General features: G+C 70.8%; 14 protein-coding genes and 1 riboswitch. Of the genes, 2 read left to right on the forward strand and 12 right to left on the reverse strand.

Going from position 1 to position 16,691, the window contains the following annotated elements; genetic code table 11:
• The first annotated feature begins 54 nt into the window (after positions 1-54).
• Positions 55-597, forward strand: coding sequence for an inorganic diphosphatase (locus AC4BGB_RS10500; protein ID WP_490546722.1), 543 nt, complete (start codon positions 55-57; stop codon positions 595-597).
• 18 nt (positions 598-615) lie between these two features.
• Here AC4BGB_RS10500 and AC4BGB_RS10505 read toward each other — a convergent pair whose 3' ends face one another.
• The 6 genes from AC4BGB_RS10505 to AC4BGB_RS10530 form a co-directional block, all read right to left on the reverse strand.
• Positions 616-2,574: an acyl-CoA dehydrogenase family protein gene (locus AC4BGB_RS10505; protein ID WP_490546723.1), complete on the reverse strand. Its 1,959-nt coding sequence runs from the start codon at positions 2,572-2,574 to the stop codon at positions 616-618.
• Between the two features lie 65 nt (positions 2,575-2,639).
• A complete protein-coding gene (locus AC4BGB_RS10510) occupies positions 2,640-4,001 on the reverse strand; it encodes a C40 family peptidase (RefSeq protein WP_490546724.1) in 1,362 nt (453 codons plus the stop codon).
• Between the two features lie 161 nt (positions 4,002-4,162).
• The gene (locus tag AC4BGB_RS10515; RefSeq protein ID WP_490546725.1) at positions 4,163-5,206 is read right to left on the reverse strand and encodes a phosphatase PAP2 family protein; all 1,044 of its coding nucleotides are present in this window, start codon (positions 5,204-5,206) and stop codon (positions 4,163-4,165) included.
• A 56-nt stretch (positions 5,207-5,262) separates the two neighbouring features.
• Positions 5,263-6,360 (reverse strand): ABC transporter ATP-binding protein, encoded by a 1,098-nt coding sequence (locus tag AC4BGB_RS10520; RefSeq protein ID WP_490546726.1) that lies wholly within the window; start codon positions 6,358-6,360, stop codon positions 5,263-5,265.
• Positions 6,360-7,958, reverse strand: a complete 1,599-nt coding sequence (locus AC4BGB_RS10525; protein ID WP_490546727.1) for an ABC transporter permease — start codon at positions 7,956-7,958, stop codon at positions 6,360-6,362. Before AC4BGB_RS10525 ends, AC4BGB_RS10520 begins: the two co-directional genes overlap by 1 nt.
• 86 nt (positions 7,959-8,044) lie before the next feature.
• Positions 8,045-9,097 carry a thiamine ABC transporter substrate-binding protein gene (locus AC4BGB_RS10530; RefSeq protein WP_490546728.1) on the reverse strand — a complete coding sequence of 351 codons (1,053 nt, stop codon included), beginning with the start codon at positions 9,095-9,097 and terminating at the stop codon, positions 8,045-8,047.
• A riboswitch (TPP riboswitch) is annotated at positions 9,095-9,210 on the reverse strand. (Overlaps the previous gene by 3 nt.)
• Positions 9,211-9,359: 149 nt before the next feature.
• On the opposite strand from AC4BGB_RS10530, the gene AC4BGB_RS10535 reads away from it, so the two are divergent.
• The gene (locus AC4BGB_RS10535; RefSeq protein WP_490546729.1) at positions 9,360-10,631 is read left to right on the forward strand and encodes a resistance to Congo red protein; all 1,272 of its coding nucleotides are present in this window, start codon (positions 9,360-9,362) and stop codon (positions 10,629-10,631) included.
• Positions 10,632-10,670: 39 nt separating this feature from the next.
• Here AC4BGB_RS10535 and AC4BGB_RS10540 read toward each other — a convergent pair whose 3' ends face one another.
• The 6 genes from AC4BGB_RS10540 to AC4BGB_RS10565 form a co-directional block, all read right to left on the reverse strand.
• Positions 10,671-11,753, reverse strand: a complete 1,083-nt coding sequence (locus AC4BGB_RS10540; protein ID WP_490546730.1) for an MBL fold metallo-hydrolase — start codon at positions 11,751-11,753, stop codon at positions 10,671-10,673.
• The gene (locus AC4BGB_RS10545; RefSeq protein ID WP_490546731.1) at positions 11,750-12,850 is read right to left on the reverse strand and encodes an NAD(P)H-dependent amine dehydrogenase family protein; all 1,101 of its coding nucleotides are present in this window, start codon (positions 12,848-12,850) and stop codon (positions 11,750-11,752) included. The genes AC4BGB_RS10540 and AC4BGB_RS10545 overlap by 4 nt, the downstream gene beginning before the upstream one ends.
• Positions 12,847-13,653 (reverse strand): SDR family oxidoreductase, encoded by an 807-nt coding sequence (locus AC4BGB_RS10550; RefSeq protein WP_490546732.1) that lies wholly within the window; start codon positions 13,651-13,653, stop codon positions 12,847-12,849. The genes AC4BGB_RS10545 and AC4BGB_RS10550 overlap by 4 nt, the downstream gene beginning before the upstream one ends.
• Before the next feature lie 64 nt (positions 13,654-13,717).
• Positions 13,718-14,623: an NAD-dependent epimerase/dehydratase family protein gene (locus AC4BGB_RS10555; protein ID WP_490546733.1), complete on the reverse strand. Its 906-nt coding sequence runs from the start codon at positions 14,621-14,623 to the stop codon at positions 13,718-13,720.
• A gap of 66 nt (positions 14,624-14,689) precedes the next feature.
• Positions 14,690-15,457, reverse strand: a complete 768-nt coding sequence (locus AC4BGB_RS10560; protein WP_490546734.1) for a sensor histidine kinase — start codon at positions 15,455-15,457, stop codon at positions 14,690-14,692.
• A gap of 213 nt (positions 15,458-15,670) precedes the next feature.
• The gene (locus AC4BGB_RS10565) at positions 15,671-16,675 is read right to left on the reverse strand and encodes a LacI family DNA-binding transcriptional regulator (protein WP_490546735.1); all 1,005 of its coding nucleotides are present in this window, start codon (positions 16,673-16,675) and stop codon (positions 15,671-15,673) included.
• Positions 16,676-16,691 lie beyond the last annotated feature (16 nt).

Here is a 16,691-nt window from a genome sequence, read left to right on the forward strand (position 1 = left end):
AGCCCCTGGCACGCTCATGCTCGGGCGTGCGGTGGCCGTGTGGAAGGAAGTTCCGTGGAGTTCGACGTGCTGGTGGAGATCCCCAAGGGTGAACGCAACAAGTACGAGGTGGACCATCTGTCCGGCCGCCTCCGCCTGGACCGCACGCTGTTCACCTCGACGGCCTACCCGGCCGACTACGGCTTCATCGAGGAGACCCTGGGCCAGGACGGCGACCCGCTGGACGCCCTGGTGATCCTGCAGCAGCCCACGTTCCCCGGCTGCCTGATCCGCTGCCGCGCGATCGGCATGTTCCGGATGACCGACGAGGCCGGCGGTGACGACAAGGTGCTGTGCGTCCCCGCGCAGGACCCGCGCCTGGAGCACCTGCGCGACATCAACCACGTCTCGAAGTTCGACCGCCTCGAGATCCAGCACTTCTTCGAGGTCTACAAGGACCTCGAGCCCGGCAAGTCCGTCGAGGGCGCCAACTGGGTCGGCCGCGCCGAGGCCGAGGCCGAGGTGAACGCGTCCTTCCAGCGCGCGAAGGATCACGCCGACGAGGTCGAGGTCAAGAACGACGGCAGCCCACAGACCGGGCGTACGCCGGACAACTGACCGAGTGGGCCAGCTCTGCTACTCCGGGCTGCCCGGCTCCTCGAGCATCTCGGCCCGCAGCATCTCCGGCGGGATGCCGAAGGCGTCCACCAGGTCGGCCGCCAGCGGCCGCAGCTGGCGGCACAGCGACGAGACCTCGCGGCTGATCGCCTTGGAGCGGGCGCTGGAGAGCCGCCCGTGCTCCATCCAGAACGCCCGGTCGGCCTCGATGGTGGACAACGCGTAGAGGTCGCACAGGATGTTCAGGGCGACCTTGTTGTCGCCCTCGCCCAGCGCCGCGGTCTTCTCCACGAAGGCCTCCAGCACGAGCCGCTCGACGTGGGCCCTGCCTGCCGCGATCACGTGGTCCTGGACCTGGCTGAACACCTGGACGGTGTCCATCCCGTTGTCCATCCCGCGCTTGAGCCGGCGGGCCGCCCCGGCGAGGATGTGCTCCTCGCGCCAGCGGAACATCGCGAGCTGGTACTCCGGGTCCAGCAGCCCTGCCTCCTGGTCCCAGTGGTCGTCGTTCCCGCCCGGCAGGACGTCCCTGAGCCGCTCGAGCAGCTTGTGGGCGCTGGTGCGCTCCACGACGGTCTCGACCGCGAGGCCGGCCACGAAGCGGACCATCCCGAGCTGGTCGAGGTCGCCGAAGGACGAGGAGTAGTCGGTGAGCAGGCCTTTGGCGACGAGCTGGAGCAGGATGTGGTTGTCGCCCTCGAAGGTGGTGAACACGTCGGTGTCCGCGCGCAGGGCGCCGAGCCGGTTGGACATCAGGTAGCCGGCTCCCCCGCAGGCCTCGCGGCACTCCTGGATCGTCCTGCTCGCGTGCCAGGTGCCGATCGCCTTGGTCCCGGCCGCGCGTGACTCCAGGGCCCGGCGCTGCCGGTCGGGGGCCTCGGTGGTGGAGAGCACGTTGTGCAGCTCGTGCACCAGCACCTCCTGGGCGAAGTGCAGGGCGTAGGTCTTGGCCAGGAGCGGCATCAGCCGGCGCTGGTGCATGCCGTAGTCGAGGAGCAGCTCCTCCTCGTCGCTGTCGGGCGCACCGAACTGGCGGCGCTTGTTGGCGTACTTCACCGCCACCGCCAGAGCCACCTTGCTGGCGCTGATCCCGGCCCCGCCCACGCACACCCGGCCCTGGATCAGGGTGCCGAGCATGGTGAAGAACCGCCGGTCCACGTTGTCGATCTCGGAGAGGTAGCGCCCGTCCTCGGTGACCTCGGCGTACCTGTTCAGCATGCTCGTGCGGGGCACCCGGACGCCGTCGAACCACAGTCGGCCGTTGTCGACGCCGTTGAGCCCGATCTTCTCGCCGTCGTCCTCGATGCGGACGCCCTCGGCCGGGCGGCCCAGCTCGTCGCGGATGGGGACCACGAACGCGTGCACGCCCTCGGAGCTGCCGTCGATCTCGAGCTGGGCGAAGACCACCGCCATCGAGGCGTGTGCGGCCGCGTTGCCGATGTAGTCCTTGCGCGAGGCGGCGTCGGGCGTGGTGATCACGAACTCGCGGGTCTCGGGCTCGTAGACGGCGCGGGTGCCCAGCGCCTGCACGTTGGACCCGTGCCCGGTCTCGGTCATCGCGAAGCAGCCGAGGAGGTCGCCGCTGACGAGGTCGGCGATGTAGGCGTCGTGGTGGTTCTTCGAGCCCAGCTGGAGGATCGCGCCGCCGAAGAGGCCGAACTGCACCCCGACCTTGACCAGGACCGAGAGGTCACCGAAGGCCATCGTCTCGAAGCCGGCGACCGAGGCGCCGATGTCGCCGCCACCGCCGTACTCGGTGGGGAAGCCGAGGCCGGTCGCACCGGTCTTCGCCATCATCCGGACCAGCTCGAGGACGCGCTCGCGGAACTCGGCGGTCGACAGCTCGATGGCCTCGTCGAGCACGTGGGCGTTCTCGGCGAGGTTCCTGCGCGTCATCTCGCGGACGTCGGCGTACTTGCCGTCGAGCAGGGCGGTGAGGGCGGGTACGTCGATTTCGGGCTGCGCGTGATCGGCCATGGCCGAACTCTGCCGCATTCCGCGCGAGCCCGTCACCCGGTGCCCGAAAGTGGGCAGCCGAGGGGTCAGGGACGGGCCACGAAGTCCGGGTACCAGTTGTAGATCGAGTTGTAGCGGACGTTGAGGCCCGTGCGCGGCGCCTCGATGAACTGCCCGCCACCGAGGTAGATCGCCACGTGGTGGATGCCGCTGGGGCTGCCGTTCTTGGTCCAGAACAGGAGGTCGCCCGGCCGGGCGTCGCTCATCGAGACCCGGGTGCTCTGGGCGAACTGCGCGACCGAGTAGTGCGGCAGCGCGACACCGCCTCGGGCCCAGGCCTGCATGGTGAGGCCGGAGCAGTCGAACCTGCTCGGGCCGGAGGCGGCCCACAGGTAGGGCTTGCCGATCTGGGCCTTCGCGTAGGCGATGGCGCGCTTGACCGCGATCGCCTTGTTGGGGGCCGGGTTGATCATGGGCGGCGGTGCTGCCGACGGCAGCGGGACGCCGACCTGCCCCGACCCGGAGCCGGTCTGCCCCTTCGTCCGCACCTTGCCCGGCTTGGCGGCATGCGCGAGCTTCTTGGCCTTCTTGGCCTCCTTCTGGAGGGCGGCCTGCTCGGCGGCCTCCTGGGCCATCGCGGCCGCCGCGGCCTTCTGGCGCGCGATCCGCTCCAGCGCCGTGTGCCGGGCCCTGGCCATCGCGATCGAGATGTTCTCGGCCTTCGCGAGCGCCTCGATCAGCTGCTGCCTCTGGCCGGCGATCTGGTTGGCCGCGGCACCGGCGGCACTGGCGGCCTGCCCGGCGGCGACGGCGAGGTCCTTGGCCTCCGCGGCGAGCTCCTGCTGGTGCTTGTGCGCCTTGGCCGCGTCGGCGGCGTACTTCTTCGCCTCGGCGGAGGCCACCCTGAAGGCGTCGTAGCGCGCCTCCATGGAGTCGCCGGCGCTGGAGACCACGGCGTAGCGGTTCATCAGCCCGCGGGGGCCGTCGTCGCCCATCATCGCCGTGGCGGTGTTCAGCTCGGTGCCGTTCTGGTAGCTGTCGGTGACCAGCGTGACGATCCCGGCGCGTTGCCGCTCCACGCTCGACGCGGCCTCCGCGGCAGCGGTGCGTGCACGCTGGCTCGCCTTGCGCGCCTCACCGAGGCGCCACATCGCCCCGTTGTAGTTCTCCGCGGCCACGGACGCCTCCAGCGAGGCGGTCTCCATCCGCGCGGTGGCAGCAGCGAGCGCCGCCTCGAGCTCGACCACGGTCCGTCGCTTCCGCTCCACGTCGGCACGTGCCCGGTCGACCTGCGACTGGCTCGGCACCGAGGTGGCCGGGCCGGGCGGGGTGGGCTTCGGCTTCGCGCTCGCCACCCCGGTCGTGGCCAGGGTCAGCGGCAGGGTGAGAGCGACCGCCGTCGCGGCCACCAGGGCCGTACGTAGAGCAGGGTGAACAGCGGGGCGCACCGAGAAGTCCCTTCGTCGTGGGTCTCGCGCCGCTTCTCACGGCCCAGACAAAACCGACGTTAGGCTGCTTCTGTCCCTCGCGGAACACATTTCACATAATTACAGTGATGTAATACGCGTGTCGTCTTGACAACACACCCGCACAACCCGGCAGAAACCTCTCAGGTGTTGGTGGTCGGGGCAGCCTGCCCGGTGGATTCCTCGTAGTCGATCGGCACCATGCTGGTCGTAGTCGTCGGATGCGAGTGCCGCCCGTGCTCGTCGAACTTCTGGCCCGACGCGATCCCGCCGAGGTAGAAGGACATGAACGCGATCACCGCACCGGCGATGTCGTCTGCGATGTAGTGCCAGCCGAAGTAGGTCGTGGAGATCACGGTGATGCCCATGTAGGACCACAGGACGATCTTGATGATCCGGTTGCGCAGGGTGTACTGCGCGACGAGCGCCATCAGCAAGGTGACGGCGACGTGCAGCGAGGCGAAGCCCGCGACCGACTGCACGCCGCTGGTGAACGGGTCGTAGCGCACGTTCTGCCGACCGTAGTAGAGCGCGTCCTGCAACGCGGTCACGCCGGTGGTGGCGAGGTCGCCGTACAGCCAGGGGAAGGCGAAGTTCGGGCCCAGGGTCGGGATCATGTAGTAGCTGGCCGTGCCCAGGGTCCAGCAGATGCACTGCGAGGTGACGTACCAGTAGCCGAAGCTGATGTTGCGCGACCACACCACCCAGATGGTCACCATGACCGGGACCAGGGGCAGGAAGATCAGGTAGAAGAACGACAGGATGTGCGCCGAGAACGTGGTCCCGAGCACGTTGTGCAGCAGGGTCGCTGGGTCGCTGCCGAACGTCAGCCACTGGTCCAGCCGGTGCAGCTCGTAGTCACCCTGCCTGGTCCGGTCCCCGCGGATGAACGGCAGGAAGTTCTTCAGGTTTCGGTAGCTGACGTAGGTCACGTAGAAGCAGACGACCCCGAGCACCACCAGCGTGATCCGCTCCCGGGTCCAGTGCTCGCGGATCAGCACCCGCGCCTCGCCCCGGAACTGGCGCACCCGGCCCCGGGTCCGCCACAGGGTGCGAGGCACGATGTCGACGACGAAGGCCCCCAGGCACAGCAACGGCAGCCGGGTCCACGCCGGGCCGAGGAAGCCGTCCGGGTCGCGCAGCGGGATGTCGAGCGACAGGCTCGTGATCAGGGCCAGAGAGCCCATGACGACCGCAATCGCCACCATTGGTGCATACGCTCGCCGCTTCACAAGGCGACATTCTAGGGTCCCTGAGGCGTCCGGGGCACCGCGGCGATCCGCGACGTGTCCACCGCCACGTGCACCTCCGCACCGACCCGTACGTCGGTCCCGGGATCGGCCACGGCAGGCACCGAGCCGACTCCCTCGACGTCGAGCTGCACCCGGATCTGGTCCGGGGTCACCCGGGCCTCCTGCACGCGCGCGGCGAGCGGGCCTGCGGGGTCCACCCGCAGCGCCGACCGGCGCAGGGCGACCGAGCCCCACGTGGCGCCGGGCACGGCGAGCTCGCGCAGCCGCCGGGCCCGCTCCCCGGTGAGCACCGTGGGGTAGCCCAGGAACTGCGCGGTCCAGGCGTCGGCGGGACTGCTCCACACCTCGTCCAGGGTGCCGCTCTGCACGATGCGGCCGTCACGCATCACCGCCATCCGGTCGGCGACGGCGAAGGCCTCCTCCTGGTCGTGGGTCACCAGCATCGCCGTGACCCCCGCGGCACGCAGGATGTCGTGCAGGTCGCCGGCCAGCCGCTCCCGCAGGCCCCGGTCCAGCGCGCTGAGCGGCTCGTCGAGCAGGAGCAGCCGGGGGCTCACCGCCAGGGCCCGGGCCAGCGCCACCCGCTGGCGCTCCCCGCCGGACAGGGTTCGGGGGGAGCGCTCGGCGTACCCCTCCAGGCCGACCAGGGCCAACAGCTCGGCGACCCGGGTGCGCTGCTCGGACCGGCTGCGGCGCCCCGGTGAGCCGCGCAGCCGCATCGGGTAGGCGATGTTGCCCGCGACGTCGAGGTGCTCGAAGAGCTGGCCGTCCTGGAACATCAGCGCGAACCCGCGCCGGTGGGTCGGCACCCCGGCGAGGTCGACCCCGGCGTAGGCCGTGGTCCCCGCGGACGGGACCTCGAGGCCCGCCACCGTCCGCAGCAGCGTGGACTTGCCGCACCCCGACGGACCGAGCACGGCGACCACGGAGCCGGCGGGCACGTCGAGGTCCACCTCCGCCACCGCGACCGTGGCCCCGAAGCGCACCGTGAGGTCCCGGACCACCAGCCCGGTCGAGCCCCCACCGGTGGTCGAGCCCCCACCGGTGGTCGAGCCGCCTCCACCGGTGGTCGAGCTTGTCGAGACCATCAGAACGCCCCCAGGGATCCCACGCGCAGCCGCTGCACGGCCATCATGATCGCCGCAGCGGTGGCGGCGAGCACCACCGAGGCGGCCATCGCCATCCCGAAGTTCTCCGCCCCCGGGTGGCCGATCAGGCGGTAGATCACCACCGGGAGCGTCGGCTGGTCGTCACGCGCCAGGAAGCTGGTGGCCCCGAACTCGCCGAGCGAGACCGCGAACGCGAACCCGCCGGCGGCCAGCAGCGCGCGCCAGGCGAGCGGCAGGTCCACGGTGAGTACGACGCGCAGCGGCCCGGCCCCCAGCGAGGACGCCGCCTGCCGCTGGCGGTCGTCGATGGAGCGCAGCACCGGCCCCACCGTGCGCACGACGAGCGGCAGCGCCACCATCGCCTGGGCGATCGGGATCAGCAACGAGGAGCTGCGCAGGTCGATCGGCGGCCGGTCCAGGGTGATCAGGAACCCGAACCCCACGGTCACCGCCGAGACCCCCAGCGGCAGCATGAACAGCCCGTCCAGGAGGCCGGCCAGCCGGCCGCCCGCGGGCCGGGAGACCAGGTAGGCCACCACCGACCCCAGGGACAGCGCCATCACGCTGGCCACCAGGGCGATGCCCAGGGAGTTCAGCAGCCCGTCGGTCGCCGGCACCAGCAGCGCGTTGCCGTCCCCGGTGGTCCCCAGCGCCCGGTAGTTCTGCAGCCCCCAGCTGTCTCCCCGGCGCAGCGAGGCGGTGACCAGCGAGGCGAGCGGAGCGGTGAGGAACACCAGCACGACCGTGGTCCAGGCGAGCACCGGGAGGTGTCGTGCCCGCGGACGCGGCACCGGGCGCGAGGTGCGGTCGACCGGAGCGGCCGAGCGGCGTACCCGGGCGGAGACAGCGAGCAGCGAGGTGATCACCAGGAGCTGGAGCACGGAGAGGGCTGCGGCCCCGGTGAGGTCGAGCTCCTGGGTGGTGAGCAGGTAGATCTCGGTCTCCACGTTGGCGTAGCGCAGTCCGCCCATCGTCAGCACCACGCCGAACGCGGTGGCGCAGAACAGGAACACCACGCTCGCGGCGGACACCACCCCCGGGAGCAGGGCCGGCAGCGTGACCGTGCGGAACACCTGCGCCGGGCTCGCGCCCAGCCCCGCGGCGGCCTCCTCGCGACGAGGGTCGATCGCCTCCCAGAACGCGCCGACCGTGCGGACCACGACGCTGATGTTGAAGAACACCAGGGCCGCCACGATCGCGGTCGCGGTGCCGTCCAGGCCGAGTGCCCCCAGCGGGCCCGTGGGCGCGATCAGCTGGCGGAACGCGACCCCGACCACCACGGTCGGCAGCACGAACGGCACCAGCACGATGGCACGCAGCAGGTCACGGCCGGGGAAGCGGAGGCGGTGCAGGGCGAACGCGACCGGCACGCCCGCCACCAGCGCCAGCGCGGTGGCGCTCGCGGCCGACCAGAGCGTGAACCAGAGCACCCGGTGCACCCGTGGCCGACCGAGGACCTCGAGGACCGCACCGGGGTCGAAGGCACCCTCGGGCCAGAACCCCCGCGCGAGCATCCCGCCGACCGGGTAGAGGAAGAACAGGGTCAGCGCGCCCAGCGGAACCGCGGCCAGCGCCACGGTCCCCCACCGAGCCCGCCTCGGTGGTCGAGCCCTCCCCGGTGGTCGAGCCCGCCCCGGTGGTCGAGCCCAGTCGAGACCCGGCGTCACCGGCTGGTGAGGTCTCGCCACTCACGCAGCCACTCGGTACGGTTCGCCGCGATCTCGTCGGCGTCCACCGACAGCGGCCGCGGCGCGGGCGGGGCGTGCTTCGCCCAGGACGCGGGCAGATCCACGGTGGTGTCCACCGGGTAGACGTACATGTTGTCGGGGAGCGCGGCCTGGAACTCCTGCCCGAGCATGAAGTCGATGAACTGCTCCATCCCCTCGGGGTTCTCGGCCCCCTTCAGCACCCCGGCGTACTCCACCTGGCGGAAGCAGGTGTCGAGCAGGGCGTGCGTGGTGGGCGTCGTCCCGCCCTCGGGGATGGTGAACGGCGGCGAGGAGGAGTACGACGTCACCAGCGGCCGGTCCCCCTTGCCCCCGCCGGCGGTGAAGTCCACCTCGTAGGCGTCGGACCAGCCAGAGGTCACCTTGGCGCCGTTGGCCATCAGCTTCTCCCAGTAGTCCTTCCAGCCCTCGCCCTTCGCGGCGACGGTGGCGAGCAGGAAGGCGAGGCCGGGTGAGGACGTGGTCGCGCCCGGCGTGACGAACAGTCCCCGGTAGACGGGGTCGGTGAGGTCGTCGAGGCGGGTGGGCGCGGGCAGCTTCTTCTCCGCGAACCAGGCGTCGTCGACGTTGACGCACACGTCGCTGTAGTCGACCGGGGTGAGCTTGTCGGCGCCCGAGCCCTTCAGCCGGAACTGCGTCGCCGATTCCGGCAGGTCCTTCGCGGCGTACGGCGCCAGCACGTCCTCCTCGACGGCGCGCGAGGCGAAGGTGTTGTCGATGCCGTAGACCCCGTCGGCGAGCGGGGAGTCCTTGGTCAGCACCAGCTTGTTGGTGAGCTGGCCGGCGTCGCCCTGGGGCTGCACCTTGACGGTGATGCCGGTCTTCTCCTCGAAGGCCGACAGCACCTCCTTCGGCATCGCCCAGGAGTCGTGGGTGACCACCACGAGCGTCTTCTGGTCCTGGGAGTCGCCCTCCCCCGACGTACCGCTGGAACCACAGCCGGTCAGCACCACGAGTGCTGCCACACAGGCCAGGAATTGCTTGCGCATGGATCTCCTTCGACTTCCTTCGCCGGTACTAACCGGAGCAGGTTCAAGGGTCTGCGACTCATCGCACTCTCAGCGCCCCCGATGTGATCCCGGGCGCTCCCCTGTCGGACACCGGCACCGTACCCGATGCCGGGCCAAGTGATCACTCGCGGGGTCGGTCGGATAAAGTCCCGCCGACCTCACATCGGTTAATAGCCGGATTTTTCACCCCAAGTCGACCCCGGCGGTGCGCTGCCGGAGGCGAAGAGCACACAGGAGCACCATGAGCGGCACCGATCCCCACGGCACCGACCCCAGGGGCAGCGAGCCACACGGCAACCAGCCGAACGGGGCCACCCCCCACGGCGGTCACGACGCCCCCGGAACCTCGCCCCAACAGGGCCAGTACCCGCCGGCGAACCAGTACCCGCCCACAGGCGGCCAGTTCCCGCCCCCGGCCGGCGCCTACCCGCCGCCGTCGGGCCAGCAGCCGGCCAACCCCTACGCGCCGACCCCGCAGGGCCCCGGCCCCAACGCCTACGGCCAGCCGCCGGCCGGCCCCCCGTCCGGAGGGTCCGGCAACAAGGCGCTGTGGATCATCCTGGCCGCGGTCGCCGGGTTCGTGGTGCTGGCCATGATCGCCGTGGTGGCCCTGGTTGTGGCCAGCGGCGGTGACGACGAGGACGCCAAGGCCAAGACCAGCTCCCAGCCGCAGGTGGTGAAGGCCTACCTGGACGCGGTCGCCAAGGGCGACGCCAAGCAGGCGCTCGCGCTGGCCGCGGTGGAGCCGCTCGAGAAGACCTTCCTCACCGACGAGATGCTCGCCGAGTCCGCGAAGCTGGCGAAGATCACCGAGATCCGGGTCGGCGAGGTGGCCAACGAGTACACCTCCCAGGTCCCCGCCACGTTCAAGATCGGCGACCGCACCGTGAGCCAGAACTTCTCGGTGACCAAGTCCGGGGACGCGTGGAAGATGCGCACCGCGGGCAGCGAGCTGGACTTCACCTCGATGCGCAAGAACACCCTGCCGCTGCTGATCAACGGCAAGCTGCTCGAGGTCGACAAGGTCACCATGTTCCCGGGCACCTACTCGCTCAGCACCGGTACCGAGCACATCAGCTACGGCCCGACCGGCCAGTTCACCGTGCAGGGCACGATGGACTTCCTGCGCAGCAGCGAGATGACCCCGGAGCTCACCGCGACCGGCGCCCAGGCCTACCTGCAGGCCGTCAAGGCCTCGACGCGTGCCTGCCTGTCGAAGAAGGAGCTGGCCCCGGCCAACTGCCCCAACCAGGCGGGCGGCAGCCAGACCTACAAGATCGAGAAGGCCAGCATCAAGTGGGGCCAGCGCGGCGGTACCGACCCGTTCGCGAACCTCAAGCCGCGACTGGACTACCAGAACCCCAACATCGCGACGTCGCGCCCCAACCTCCAGCTGGAGATCAAGGCCGACTGCAACTCCTCGTCGGGCAAGTGCACCCTGAACACCTACAACTCCTTCGAGGCCACGGTCGACATGACCAAGGACCCGCTGGCAGTCACCTGGGTCGACTGACCCGCACGACCGCACCTCACGCCGTGACCGGCGCGTGCCTCACTCGGATCGGGTGGGGGGCGCGCCGGTCACTGCGTTGAAGCGCACGGTCGCGCCGTCGGTGCGGCCGATCCGGCCCTGCAGGGCCAGCAGCTCCAGGTGGGCCAGGGTCTCGAAGGCCGCGAGCACCCCGTCGAAGGGGCCGAGCTCGTCGCGGTTGCGCTCGTGGCGGGTCCACGGGAGCAGGCCGGCCACCTCCCACGCCGTGGCGGCGCCGGACTCCACGGCGGCGAGCGACTGGGCCAGGCGTACGTCGTGGTGCGCCACCAGCTCGTCGATCCGGGCGTGCGAGGACGCGGTCACCGGCCCGTGCGCGGGCAGCAGTGCCATGTCGGGCATGGCGCGCACCTTGGCCAGCGAGGCCAGGTAGTCGCGCAGCGGCTGCTGGACGTAGGCCGGCTCGAAGCCGATCGAGGGCGTGATCGTGGACAGGACGTGGTCCCCCGCGAAGAGCAGCGACGCCTCGGCGTCGGCGAACACGTAGTGGCCCTGGGTGTGTCCCGGGGTGGAGACGGCGTCCAGCCGGCGCGCGCCGAGGTCGATGACCAGGTCGCGGTCGAGCCACTCGTCGGGCATCCCGTAGACGTCCATCGAGGGTGGCCGCGAGGGCATCATCGCCCGCCAGCCCTCGGCGAGCTCCTCGGCGCCGGCAGACCGGAGGCGGTCCAGGTTGGGGTCCTCGTTGAGGGCGTCGTTGTGCATCAGGTCCATCGTGGCCTTGTCGCCGAGGCCCAGCGAGACGTGCGCCCCCACCTCGCGCCCGACCACCGACGCCTGCGTGTAGTGGTCACGGTGCATGTGCGTGACCAGGAACCGGCGGATGTCGCGGGTGGTGTAGCCGAGCAGCTTGAGGCCGGCGTCGAAGGCCTTGCGGGACTCGGGGATCGCCCAGCCGCCGTCGATGAGGACCAGGCCTTCGTCGGTCTCGAGGACGTAGACGTTGACCGCGCGCAGGCCGTCCATCGGCAGCGGGAGCGGCAGCCGGTGCACTCCGGGGGCGACCTCGAAGGCCCCCGGCTCGGCCCACTCACCGCGTCCGGTGCTGTCGCTGGCTGAGCTGGGTCCCGGTTGCGTCGAGGTCACCGCGGCGACGCTACCAACCCGCGTCCGGTGATCATGGGCAGGTCCTTGGCGAAGACCAGTCCGGGGGGCGAGGCGCACACCGCGTGCACGGCGTTGACCAGCCGCATGGCGGTGACGATCATTCCGGAGACGTTGTGGTCGCCGTCCTCGCCGTGGTGGGTGAAGTCGATCCGCATCACCGGCTCGCCCTCCACCTCGACCCGGTAGCAGCCGCCGCCCTCGGGCGGTTGCGGCCACCCGGGCATCTGGTCGACGTGGGTGCGGGTGACGTGGTCGAGGATCACCCGCGGCACGCCGCCGGCCTTCCCGACGACCTGGAAGCGGACCGCACCCATGGTGCCCTCGGCGATGTCCACGCTCGCGGTGTGCAGGTCCCGGTCGGCGGGGACGCGCTCCACGATCTCCTCGAGCTCGGGATCGAGGTCGAGCTCGAGGCCCGCGGCGATCTGGCGCACGACCGGACCCCAGGCGGTGGTCAGGATGCCGGGCTGCCAGAGCATCGCGACGTCGTCCATCGGCGCACCGAAGCCGTAGATGTCGCGCATCACCACCGGCTGGTAGTACGTCGAGTAGTCCGCGATCTCCGAGACCCTGACGAGGTCGATCCGCTGGGACAGCGAGGTCAGCGCGAGCGGGAGCACGTCGTTGGCCCACCCGGGGTCGATCCCGTTCACGTGCAGGCTTGCACCGGTGCGCTCCCCCGCCTCGTCGATCGCGTCGACGAGGTTGTCGAGGCCGAGCCCGCGGGGGTAGCAGAACAGCACCGGCCCGCTGGAGACCACGTTGATCCCGCGCTCGACCATCTCGGTGAGGTCCGCGATCGCCTCGAAGATCCGGTCGTCGGTCATCGCGGTGTGCACGATGCAGTCCGGCTCGAGGGCGTAGAGCGCCTCCTTGTCGTTGGTCGCCACGATCCCGAGGTCGCGCCCCAGGCCCGCGAGCCGTCCGGCGTCCTGGCCCTCCTTGTCCTTGCTGGAGACCCACACGCCCACGAGCTCGAGGTCCGGCCGCGCCTCGATGCCGGCGATGGCGTGCCGCCCCACCGTGCCGGTCGACCACGCGACCACTCGCTTCACCGCTGCACCCGGATCGCTCATCTCGCCTCTCCTGCCTCGAGGTCCGGCAGCCGGAGGTCGAGGTTGGGCTGCTGGAGCCCGCCGTCGAGCTCCAGGATCTTCCCGGTCAGGAACGCCCCTGCCGGGCTGCTCAGGTAGACCACCGCCGAGGCGATGTCCTCGGGCTCGCCCACCCGGCCCAGCGGGGTCTTGCTGGTCATCTCGTGCATGGTGGCCGCGTCGCTCGCGACGAACTCGAGCGCGCTGGTCATCACGCTGCCCACGGCGATCGCGTTGACCCGAATGGTCGGACTCAGGTCCTGGGCGGCCAGCCGCGTGTAGTGCGCCAGCGCGGCCTTCGCGGTGCCGTAGGCGAGGTAGCCGCGCCCGGCGACCCGACCGACCACGCTGGTGATGTTCACGATCGAGCCGCCGTCGCCCTGCAGCATCACCGGCACGGCGGCGCGGGTGAGCGCGTGCGCCGTGGAGACGTTGAAGTGGAACGCCTCCTCGAGGTACGCCGGGTCGGTGTCCAGCAGCGCGTTCGGGATGGTTCCCCCGACGTTGTTCACCACGATGTCGAGGCGGCCGAGCTCCTCGTGGGCCCGCTGCGCCAGGGCGGCCACGGCGTCGAGGTCCATCAGGTCGGCCGGTACGACGTACGCCCGCCGGCCTGCCGCCTCGATCCCCTTCGCGACCACGTCGAGCTGGTCGGCGCTGCGGGCGCTGATCACCACGTCGGCCCCCGCGTGCGCGAGCGCCAGCGCGCTCGCGGCACCGATGCCGCGGCCGGCCCCCGTGACGACCGCGACCTTTCCATCCACCTTGAACCGGTCCAGGATCATCAGCGGAATGTAACAGGTTCTAGTTCTGCGGGGGCAGGCCCGAGGAACGGACCGCCGGGCTGCCTCAGTGGCGTTCGGCCCCGGGGTCGTCCAGCACCTCGCGCCAGGAGTGCTCCGGGTCGAAGCCGAGGAGGTCGCGCGCCTTGTCGATGGCGTAGAACGTCTCGTCCCGACCCATCTCGCGGCGCACCTTCACCCCGTCGTAGAACCGCTCGCGGACCTCCTGCGTCGTGGCGGCGACCGACATGTCGGCGTTGGCGACGTTGAAGACCTGGTAGCCCAGGCCGTCGGTCTCCAGGCAGCGCTCGACCATCTGGCCGAGGTCGCGCGCGTCGATGTAGGCGAACACGTTGCGCCGGCGCAGGGCCGGGTCGGCGAGGAAGGGCGGGAACATCTCGGCGTACTCGTCCGGCTCGATCACGTTGTTGATCCTCAGGCCGTAGACATCCACCCCGGTGCGGGCCTGGAAGGAGCGGGCGGTGACCTCGTTGGCGACCTTGGACATCGCGTAGGAGTCCTCCGGGACCGTCGGGTGCTCCTCGTCGACCGGCACGTAGAGCGGCCGACGCTCACCCCGGGCGAAGCAGATCCCGTAGGTGGTCTCCGAGGAGGCGAACACGATCTTGCGCACTCCCAGACGGGTGGCCGCCTCGAGCACGTTGTAGGTGCTGAGCACGTTGGTGGCGTACGTCGCGGCGTCGGGCCGGAGCAGGATCGCGGGCACCGCGGCGAAGTGCACCACGGCGTCGTAGCCGGGCTGCTCGGGAAGGTCGAGCTCGGCCTGGGTCGCGAGACCGGCCAGCGCGGAGTACACCTGACCGGCGTCGGTGAGGTCGACCGTCAGGTCGGAGACCGCCGGGTGCCGCAGCGGGACGAGGTCCGCGTTGGTTACCTGGTGCCCCTGCTCGGCGAGATGGGGGGCGACGTGTCGTCCGGCCTTGCCGCTGCCGCCGGTGAAGAAGATGCGCATGGCGACGTCGTACCCGCCAGCGTGCGGAGCAGTCCTCGGACCGGACGACCGGCCCGGCGCCAACCCTCAGGCGAGCTCGCCGAGGGGCTGGTCCACCGCGAGGGGCACCTGGAGCAGGAAGGTCGCGCCGTGGCCGGGCCTGGAGTCGACACTGATGCTGCCGCCGTGGCTCTCCACGATCTGCTTGGTGATGAACAGGCCCAGGCCCTGCCCCGGCAGGTGGCTGGTGTGCGGTTCGCGGTGGAAGACCTCGAAGATGCGCTCCCGCCCCCTGCTGCTCACGCCGGGACCCTGGTCGCTCACGGCGATCTTCGCGTCACGGACCCCTCGGTCCAGGGCCACCGACACCCGTGACCCAGGGGGTGAGAACTTGATCGCGTTGCCGATCAGGTTGGTCAGCGCGCGCTCGAGCTTGACCTCGTCCGCGTCCACCCAGCACCCGTGGCGATCGGGCTGCTCCGCGAGCATGAGGAGCTTCATGTTCTTCGCCGCGGCCAGTACCCGGTTGCGCTCCACCACCGAGGAGACCAGCTCGACGAGGTTCACGTGGCGCAGGTCCAGAGCCTCTTCGTCGTCGACGGCGTGACCGTTGCTCAGGTCGGAGATCATCGCGCTCATCGCGATCGCCGAGCGGTGCATCTGCTCCAGCCTGCGGCGGTCGAGCGGGTCGAGCGTCTCACTCTCCAGCAGCATCTCGCTGAGCCCGAGGATGACCTGCGCGGGGCTGGCGAGGTCGTGCACCGTCATGGCGCTGAGCCGCCGCTGGGAAGCAAGCTCCCCGTTGATCCGGCCGAGCTCGCGGACGAGGAGCTCGTGGCCCCGCTGCTCAGGCATCGGGCCGACCCTGCGGTCGGCAGGTGGAGAATGGCGACGATGTCTGGAGCGTGCCCGAAGTGCTCCCTTGTAACGACATGTCCCAAATGTTAGGCCGATTTGTCAGTTAAATCATTGGTGGACCCCAAAGTGTCGGTTATGGTACGCCACAAATACGGACACAATGGGCGTTTCTTCCCTGATTTGTTCCACATGTTGAACATTTGACGGCCTTCATCGCCCGGGCGCCGGCCCGGTGGAGCTCCGGACGACCAGCTGGGTCGCGAGCACCCGCGCGGGACCGCCTGCGGGACGCAGCGGGAGCTGGCCGACGAGCAGCTCGACGGCCCGCATCCCCGCCTCCTCGGTCCGCTCCGCGAGCGTGGTCAGGCTCGGGTGGCAGAAGTCCGAGCCGAAGACGTTGTCGAAGCCCACCACGCTCACGTCGTCGGGGACCGACCGGCCGCGCTCGACCAGTCGCCGCATCAGCCCGATGGCCAGCATGTCGTTGTGGCAGACCACCGCAGTCTCCCCGGACGCGAGCACGGCGTCGGCCGCGGCCGGCCCGCCCTTGAGCGTGGGCTGGTAGGGGCCCGACCTCCGCGCAACCAGGCCCTTGCTGCGCGCGGCCTCCCTCAACCCGTGCCAGCGGCGGGCACCCGACCAGGACTCCGCGGGACCGCCGACGAAGACGAACGACCGGTGCCCCAGCGAGGCCAGGTGGTCGACGATCTGCTGGGTCCCCGAGTCGTAGTCGGCCACGACACAGCTCATCGCCGGCACGGCCCGGTTGACCAGCGTGATCGGCGTACGCTCCGCGGCGGTCGCGAGCTCCTCGTCGGTGAGCCGGGAGGCACTGATCACGAAGCCGTCCACCGCGCGCTCGAGCCGCTGGACCAGACGAGCCTCGGCCACCGGGTTCTCCGCGGTGTCACCGAGGACGAGGGTCAGTCCCGCCAGCGCCGCGGCGCGCTCGGCCCCCTTGATCACCCCGGAGAAGTAGGGGTTGGTGATGTCCGGGACCAGCAGCGCGATCGTCCGGGTCCTGCCGGTCCCGAGCGCCTGTGCGGCGGGGTTGGGGACGTAGCCGAGCGCCGCGGCCACCTCGAGCACGTGCTTGCGGGTGTGCGGGTTCACCCGCTGGGGCCGGGAGAAGGCGCGGGAGACCGTCGAGGTGGCCACCCCGGCCTCCCGGGCCACGTCCGCGAGGGTCGAGCGACGGCCGCGGGCGGGGTCCATGGACACATGATGGCAA

It is taken from the genome of Nocardioides sp. Z30_9, assembly GCF_058215735.1.

Coding starts and splice junctions, on each gene's coding strand:
- AC4BGB_RS10505 (WP_490546723.1), bottom strand. CDS start 2,574: ATGGCCGATCACGCGCAGCCCGAAATCGACGTACCCGCCCTCACCGCC.
- AC4BGB_RS10515 (WP_490546725.1), bottom strand. CDS start 5,206: ATGGGCTCTCTGGCCCTGATCACGAGCCTGTCGCTCGACATCCCGCTG.
- AC4BGB_RS10520 (WP_490546726.1), bottom strand. CDS start 6,360: ATGGTCTCGACAAGCTCGACCACCGGTGGAGGCGGCTCGACCACCGGT.
- AC4BGB_RS10530 (WP_490546728.1), bottom strand. CDS start 9,097: ATGCGCAAGCAATTCCTGGCCTGTGTGGCAGCACTCGTGGTGCTGACC.
- AC4BGB_RS10535 (WP_490546729.1), top strand. CDS start 9,360: ATGAGCGGCACCGATCCCCACGGCACCGACCCCAGGGGCAGCGAGCCA.
- AC4BGB_RS10545 (WP_490546731.1), bottom strand. CDS start 12,850: ATGAGCGATCCGGGTGCAGCGGTGAAGCGAGTGGTCGCGTGGTCGACC.
- AC4BGB_RS10550 (WP_490546732.1), bottom strand. CDS start 13,653: ATGATCCTGGACCGGTTCAAGGTGGATGGAAAGGTCGCGGTCGTCACG.
- AC4BGB_RS10555 (WP_490546733.1), bottom strand. CDS start 14,623: ATGCGCATCTTCTTCACCGGCGGCAGCGGCAAGGCCGGACGACACGTC.
- AC4BGB_RS10560 (WP_490546734.1), bottom strand. CDS start 15,457: ATGCCTGAGCAGCGGGGCCACGAGCTCCTCGTCCGCGAGCTCGGCCGG.
- AC4BGB_RS10565 (WP_490546735.1), bottom strand. CDS start 16,675: ATGGACCCCGCCCGCGGCCGTCGCTCGACCCTCGCGGACGTGGCCCGG.